A 6,925-nucleotide genomic window follows, 5' to 3' on the forward strand; every position below is an offset into this window, starting at 1 on the left:
ATATCCCCCTAACTCTTACAAGCTAGGATTATTTTCATATAAGGTGGCTCACTTTTCAATTGCGATGGTGGTTCACTTTTAGGTTAACAAATACAACAGCCTAAGACTTAACTTTTTTGTGTCCAAATTATTGACTCAAATCCATCCTATTAATAATTAAATTAGTTTATGATATAAAATTTCCCTCTATTGAAAATAGAGTAGTTAAAAACAAAAAGAACCACCAATAAATATGCTCTTTTGATGGTCCACTAACACAAATTAATATTATATTGTACTTACTCTTCTTCATCTATTTCTTGAAACTCATTTTTTTCCTCGTCAATTAACCCTTTTTCTCCCTTATAAAAAGTGTATTTTGCATATAAAAGACCAAACTTATCTGGTGGTGTGTTTTCTACTAAGATAATTTGGTGGTCAGTACTTAATTCAATCAATATTTTATAGAATTCTTCGTACACTTCCGGGTCTTTAATCTTATCTTTTTCTTCAATCTCATCTTGTTCGTCTACCGGCTTTTGTGAATCATTACTTCTCTGTTTTAGAGTACCTACATACTTACTAATCGAATCTAACATCAAAAGGCCTGGATGTCCGGAAGCATAGCCCTTCTTTTTACTTTTTAAAATTGCTCCTAAATATGATAGTTGCATACATTCTAATAGACCACCACTATCATGAGCATAGACACTTGAACCTTCATAAAAAGGAATATATTGCTCTCTATGAATAAATGTGTCGCCATCTGTTTCATATTTCAATCTTTCCATAAAGCCCTTATACTCATCATCTAGAAAATCAAAAATCTTTTTACGTTCTCTATCGCTTATTTGCAGTGCTTTTATTTCCTTTTCTAGCCGTGTAACAGTGACATCTAAATTTTCAATTTCTTTTTTCTTCTCATCAATTTTCCGATGAATACGTAATCCCTCTTTTATTATTTCATTCTCTTTAATTAAGCGGTTTATTATACTATTTATGCTATTAATTTGTGAAAGAAAAGGTACATCTGTTTCTTTCGCAAACTCGGTAATAGCTTCAGTAAAAATCTCTTGCTTCCTAGATAATCTTTCTATTAACTTATCTAACTCTTCAATATTCTTAAGTTCACGACCAATCAAACCTGTAACCAAGTTTATTTTATTGGTAATTTCTTTTTTTACTTTATGTAACATTTTCTCTGCTTCCATACTACTTTGGTTAACTGCTTCATGCGTATGAGTTGAAACAGTCGAGTTACATAGAGGACATTCTATGTCTTGGTCTGGGATTACTAATTTATAATTAATCTCTAATGTTGCATTTACTTCCGCTTGTTCAACCTTATATTCTTCTAATAACAGTTTCTTCGAATTAATTGAAAGCTGAAGATTTTTCTTTTCACTTTGATAATTAAATATTTCATTGGTTATTTGTTCCAAGTCTTTTTTTAACTTGATATACAATTTATTCTCATTATTATTATTCGACTTGCTATTCTCTATAACTGTTTTCTTAGCTTGTTTTTGCTTTTCAATATCACTATTAAGCTTATCCCATCTGGCAATTAGATCATTAAAATCTTCTGCATCCTTATCTTGTAAATACGATTGCAACCCCGTTATGACTCTACTTGCCTCTTGAATCTTATTCTGTGTATTAACCAATTCCTCTTTTAACGCCTCTTTATCGGTCTCTACCAAATTGAACATCATTTTAAAAGCATGGGGATTTTTATTACTTTTGAACGTAGTTTTCTTCTCTAGAAAATCATTTGTTCCTAACGCATGTTGATTTGTATAGACATATCTAAAAATATCTCTAAAAGATACTGTTTGTAATTCTTTCTCATTACTATGTTTTTTATGCTTGATCACTTTGTACTCACTAATGTTTAATTTTGTCATAATGAAGTGCATAGCTTCACTTATATTAACTGTCTTTGGAGTATATCCTTCTATATCTTTAAAAGAACAAAAATATATACCAATATTGTTCGTCTTCTTCTTTAAGGCTCTGTTTAAAGTTAATAATTCATTGTTAATTTCTATTTCCACAAAGACTTGATCACACTTTACATTCAACTCTTTTTGAACTTTTAAATCAATTTTTTCACTCTTCCCTAAGCAATAGTCAATCAAGCTTAAAACTAAAGATTTACCTGAAGTTTTTTCACCACTAATAATAGTAAAGCTATCATTAAAATGGATAGTTCTTCTGTACGTTGCTCCTTGAACGATTAATTTTTTAATAATCATACGACTCACTGTTGCACCCCCTTTAATATCTTCTCATTACCAGGTGAAAACTTCACTTTATCTAGTGTGCTTATATATACTCCTACTAAATCAGAGAAATATTCTGATTCTATTTCTTCAAAAAATTCTTTACCCTTTGGAGTCAAACTAACTTTTATTCCTTCTAATTTTTTTGTTACGTCTCCTTGCAAAGTTACAAACTGCAGATGTGCCATATTAAGTAGGATTTTATTAATTTTAGCCTGAAAACGAAAATACAAATTAAGTGATGGTTTTGTTCCCATTCTACTTTCTACAATTGGTTCAAATAACTTAATTAAATCAAAATGGACAAGACTATAATAAAAAAGGATTTCTGACACCGGTCTGTGTTTCTTTCTGCCTTTTGAAAAAGCGTATAAAAGTGACAATGTCTTCATAAAATCAAGCTTTTCATTATTAAATAACAATTCAATAGAAAGGGGAAGAGCGTTATCTTTATTATTCAGGCTGCTCATTAAACCGCTCCTTTCCCCACCAAACGTTCATTGTCTCATCTTCTGCTAACAGATGGATTAAACCCTTGTTTTCACTTTTACTTGACTTTTTGTCTTCAAATAAAACGGCATATCTCCCAAAGTCATACTCCGCTAAGCTCTCATGAACAACCTTTAACAGTTGCTTGCTATCGCCAAAACTCTCGTATGTTTCAACATAACTCTCTTTATATTTAGTAAATACCTCGAACAAAATAGCTTCGATAACCTCTAAAGATAAACCCGCTTGTTTTAAAGCTCGAATATATTTTTCAGAAGCTACGTAAAACATTGAACTTAGCTCAATCATAGATTCACCTATATTTTCCAGTTTCAGTTTTTTATAAAACAAATTACTACTTAAATCTTGTCTACAATCTGATAATCCAGCACCCAGTATAACAGTATTGTTAGCATCAACAGGTTTACCACCCGATCCACTTAATTTTCCATTTTCATTATCAACATATGGTTCAGATATTTGCTTTAGTATTTTTCTTATTTCCATTACATGAGAAGAATCTTTTGTCTCATATGGAATAGTAATTAACCCATATTCCTCTCGCAATTCTCTGATTCTATCTTTAGTGGGGTTAGCCAAAAGGATATAATGAATGCCTTCAAGATAACGCTTGTAATCCTTGATCAAGTTACTCACAAATTTATCGTCAAAAGAAAAACCCATGAACAGTAGATGCTTACTACTCGCAACCGATTTTAACAATTCTCCATATTTCTCATTACTGTACAGGTTTTCATAGCTACTTCTACTAATAACAATCGTTCCTGGATCTGCAGTATATCCATGAAGATGACAAACCCTTTTTTCGTCAAATATATCTTGAGAACTGAATTGTATATTTTTCAATAAAATTGGAAGTTCATCACACTTTATGTGCTCATGTAGAATATTTTCATAATTTGTTGTCAAGTAAAGTTTAAAGCTCATCTTTGCAAGATCGGAGTAATTGTGTAAGCTAGAATCTTCTATGTTTACCTTACTTTGTTTGATTAATCTCGCAATCTGTTTTTGAATATCTTGATCGGCTAAGTTAGCAAACTTTTTTATTGCATCAATTGCCCCCCAATAATCATTACTTTCAAGATGCCAATCAACTGTATCTCTTATCAATTTTCCTATTTTATCATTAGCATATTTTTTAGTGATTTCTAATATTAATTCTCCCCATGTCGGTACTTTAAAAGGAGCGGATAGTCCCGCACCAATAAAAGGGACTACTTTATTTTGATTATAAGCATCTCTTAATTCCTGTAAATTACCGTTCATTCGATCTCCTCTTCCTGTATGCAGGTCTATAAGACTACATCCCTTCAAGCTTTTGAGTATATTTTATTCATATTCTAACAAATTGTACCATTTCCATCTATAGGCTTTAATTTTTATATGCTCTATCAATTGTATAAAAACAAAAGGAGCTATGATGTAGCTCCTTTTTTTAATTCTTTATAAGTTGGATGAAACTTTGTTCTATATTTGTTTATATGCTTCTATAATCATATCTTTAAGGATTACTAATGGTGAATATTTAGGTAAACTAATAATTATAGCTATTAGTCATCTCCTACCTTTTACGTCAAAATCATGCTTCCATCCAAAACTCTGAGTACCACCTTCTTAATAGTTTAAGAAGAAAAAGAACATCTTATGAACCTTAATAAAGTACTCCTAATGGATATGCTTCAAGAAAAACTCGATACCCTTTTATTTTTCCTTCTTCCTCCTGCCTAATAAATCCCACATGCCCTTTGTAGCGCTGGTCCATCATTACCTCCTTTTCATAATCATAATAAGGCATTCCCCCATCCTTACCATTTTTCAGATTACAGAGATACCCTTTCGCTTCTCTCAATGTGTCAGCATAAAGCACATCCATTAATATGTTCGTTTCATAATCATAAATTTCCAGAAGAAACATAATTACGCCCTCCGATTGTTCACTTATACAAGTATAATTCGATAATTACATAGGGTTCTCTGTTTATTAATGAAGAAGCTCCCTATATTTAAATCCGTATTGTATGGTATTAAACTTTCACCCTATTACGTTTTAATGCATAGCAAACAAAAACAGATGCCAGAAAGCACCTGCATTGTTTAACTGTCTATTACTTTGCTTCGACTATCGATGTATATCCCAGTGCATCTTCAATTTTCGCTGTTACCTTTACAGTCCTTGTCTTAGAGTCATACACCGAACTTACACCCATCGTGGCGTTTAAGAAACTTAAAGGTACATATAGGTTTCCATTCACTACAATTGGTTTTTGAGTGACCTTGATTGTCTTACCATTCACCGTTGCTGTTGTAGTATTCGCCTTGTAAACAACCGTTTTGGTACGTGATTTGAAGGTGTATGCTTTTGCCTTGTTGTCATACTTAACAATAGCATGCAGCCTCTCATAGGTATAAACAGCAGGCACATAGGCTATGTTGTTTTTGACTACTGGTGAGTAGTTATGAGAGTACGATTCACTACCACGAACCATTTTTGAAGGCACATACTTGTTATTCACCGCTAAGTTTACTTCTTCCTTAGCTAAAGAAACATTAGGCTTTTGCTTTGTCTCAAACATGGACTCCTTCTTAGTAGGTTTTCCTGTATCAGGATCAACATACATTACTACTGCCTTGTATTTCTCTCCGTATGCTAATTCATACTTGGGATAGAAGAACCAAGTATCATACTCCTGTGAGTACTCACTGTAGAATGGTATGGATGCTCCTGAACTATCCGTTAATTGAAAATCTAACTTATCAAGTCCAAAGTAATTTGAGAAAGAAATGATAAAACCTGTCTTCTTAACCCCAAACTTAGCAATAGGGTTAGGGGTTTCAAAACCATAGAAACCCACATCTACGCCCTTTTGACCATTGTAAGGATACATTACGTCTCCAAAGTTCTCTGTGGCTTTATCCTCCGAATTAGAAAAGTTAAGTGCTAATATGGAACCATAAGCCCCAACTCCGACTTCACTCTGCACTCTAGTAAGCAAGAGCGCCCTGTGATAAGCAGAGTTTAAAAATGGCTCCAAAGGATCAGTTCCTTTTCTGTTGATATACTGAATTACTTCTGCGGCATACTCTCGAAGAGTTTCAGAACCACCCACAGCCGAGACTCTATCTTCAACCGTTGCCCCTGTGAAACCACGTAGACCTTTTTTCTCGGTGTGTCCATAGTTCTCACCATTGATTGCTAAAAAGTTTGCATGGTTCAACGCTGATTTGTTTAAAAATGGGTTTAGTTGCATAGCAGTTAATCCAGACCATAGTCGAATTTCATTTATTCTGTTTAAGATATTTGTCTGCTCCGCAGTAAAGGAGTAAGCAGATTGTTTTACGACAGGTGCGTTCTTTACTTCACTTGCCTCAACAGTCTCCTGACTCCCAATCCCTAACAGCATTGATAAAACTAAACTGGTTGCTACAATATTTCTCTTGTTTGTCTTCATCATACACCTCGTGACTTTATCCTCTTATATTTTCTTCTTCATTTCCATAATATAAGTCTTTCGACACCTATCGAGATACCCCTTTAATTATTAACTTGAGATTTCCATTTCTACACTAAAAAAATAAATTTCCTAGTGATACCATTAAGAATATTAAGGAACTGCCAAAGTAGTTTTTACTGCACAGAATGAAAGAGAAAAACAAAGGACCGGGCGGTTTATATTAAAAAATGCAGAAAAATAATTTTCACTTGATTTTGAAAAACCCTAATGAATTGAGTTCAACTGCAGTTGATAAATATAGAAAGTCGTGTACTACGTTTTACCCTCACTGTCAAAGAAGACAAAAAAAGAAGAACAAAATATGTTCTTCGCCGGTCGAATTAATCTGTTTATATAAAGCTTATTTCTTGAATTAACCTAAGTTATTGAAGTGTTTGCTGCATCTCTTGTTTGACAATCCTTTTTATTTGCTTTCTTTCTATTTAATATATTTTATTTTAAGCGCGTCCTCCTGAAACATGCTTTTTCTCTAAAGAATTACTAAAATTGTTCCCCTTCTATTAAGCATTAACATTCTTATCCTCTTTGGAGTTAGTATAGTTTCATGGACACAGTTTAATTAAGTCCTTACAATTATTTTGAGAGGATGTGTCCGAAATGGAACGTAAGCCTGCAGGCAAAAAATATAATGATGACTTT

5 protein-coding genes are annotated in these 6,925 nt (G+C 32.8%); all 5 read right to left on the reverse strand.

Annotated features, from left to right (window positions below):
* Positions 1 to 278: 278 nt before the first annotated feature.
* A complete protein-coding gene (locus B1A98_RS19555; protein WP_240492524.1) occupies positions 279 to 2,237 on the reverse strand; it encodes a coiled-coil domain-containing protein in 1,959 nt (652 codons plus the stop codon).
* A 5-nt stretch (positions 2,238 to 2,242) separates the two neighbouring features.
* The gene (locus B1A98_RS19560; RefSeq protein ID WP_063385892.1) at positions 2,243 to 2,734 is read right to left on the reverse strand and encodes a hypothetical protein; all 492 of its coding nucleotides are present in this window, start codon (positions 2,732 to 2,734) and stop codon (positions 2,243 to 2,245) included.
* A complete protein-coding gene (locus tag B1A98_RS19565) occupies positions 2,718 to 4,040 on the reverse strand; it encodes an SIR2 family NAD-dependent protein deacylase (RefSeq protein ID WP_063385891.1) in 1,323 nt (440 codons plus the stop codon). The genes B1A98_RS19560 and B1A98_RS19565 overlap by 17 nt, the downstream gene beginning before the upstream one ends.
* A gap of 385 nt (positions 4,041 to 4,425) precedes the next feature.
* Complete coding sequence (locus B1A98_RS19570; protein WP_063385890.1) at positions 4,426 to 4,689, reverse strand: hypothetical protein; 264 nt, start codon at positions 4,687 to 4,689, stop codon at positions 4,426 to 4,428.
* 190 nt (positions 4,690 to 4,879) lie between these two features.
* Positions 4,880 to 6,226 carry a stalk domain-containing protein gene (locus B1A98_RS19575; RefSeq protein WP_082821830.1) on the reverse strand — a complete coding sequence of 449 codons (1,347 nt, stop codon included), beginning with the start codon at positions 6,224 to 6,226 and terminating at the stop codon, positions 4,880 to 4,882.
* Between the last annotated feature and the right edge of the window lie 699 nt (positions 6,227 to 6,925).

The sequence above is a fragment of the Pseudobacillus badius genome (assembly GCF_002189605.1).
GTDB lineage: Bacteria > Bacillota > Bacilli > Bacillales > Domibacillaceae > Pseudobacillus > Pseudobacillus badius.